Origin of the sequence: Rothia sp. (in: high G+C Gram-positive bacteria) (genome assembly GCF_030540545.1) — a bacterium.
Taxonomy (GTDB): Bacteria; Actinomycetota; Actinomycetes; order Actinomycetales; family Micrococcaceae; genus Rothia.
This window is the reverse complement of the sequence record NZ_JAUNVZ010000111.1, coordinates 1-456: the sequence shown is the minus strand read 5'-3', so window position 1 is coordinate 456 and position 456 is coordinate 1. Positions and strand designations below refer to the sequence as shown.

Here is a 456-nt window from a genome sequence, read left to right as displayed (position 1 = left end):
GCCTCACTGCTCTGTTCGGCGGAGGCGCTGCTTACAGGTGCCGAGGCGGTTTTACCGGCCCCCACAGTAAACCTGTAGGTACCCTGAATGGGGTGCCCGTCGGATGAGACCACGCGCCAGGTGACGGTGTACGTTTCATCCGCTGCGGGGTCTTTGAGGTTGAGGGTCTGGGTGACGGTGTTGCCGCTGACTTTAGCGTCGCCTTTCCCTTCAACAAGGGAATTGCCAGCCGAGTCGGTCACGCGCACCCGGTTGCCGCCCTCAACGTTCATGAGGTTAGCGCTGTAGGTGAGCGTGATTTCGGTGGGTGCCTTGCTGAGGGTCGCATCAGCGGCGGGGGTGCTGCTGACGAGCTCGTCGTGCGCATAAGCGGGCGCGGCGGTGAGCGTCAGCAGCGTTGCTGTGAGCGCGGCAAGTAGGGTACGCAAAATAGTGCGCATAGTGTTTCCTTGTCTG

At 61.8% G+C, this 456-nt stretch carries 1 protein-coding gene; it reads right to left on the bottom strand.

The features are described from left to right. Positions 1-440 (bottom strand): copper resistance CopC family protein (locus Q4P78_RS09300; RefSeq protein ID WP_303340088.1); only part of this gene is annotated, 440 nt, incomplete at its 3' end. Positions 441-456: the final 16 nt, after the last annotated feature.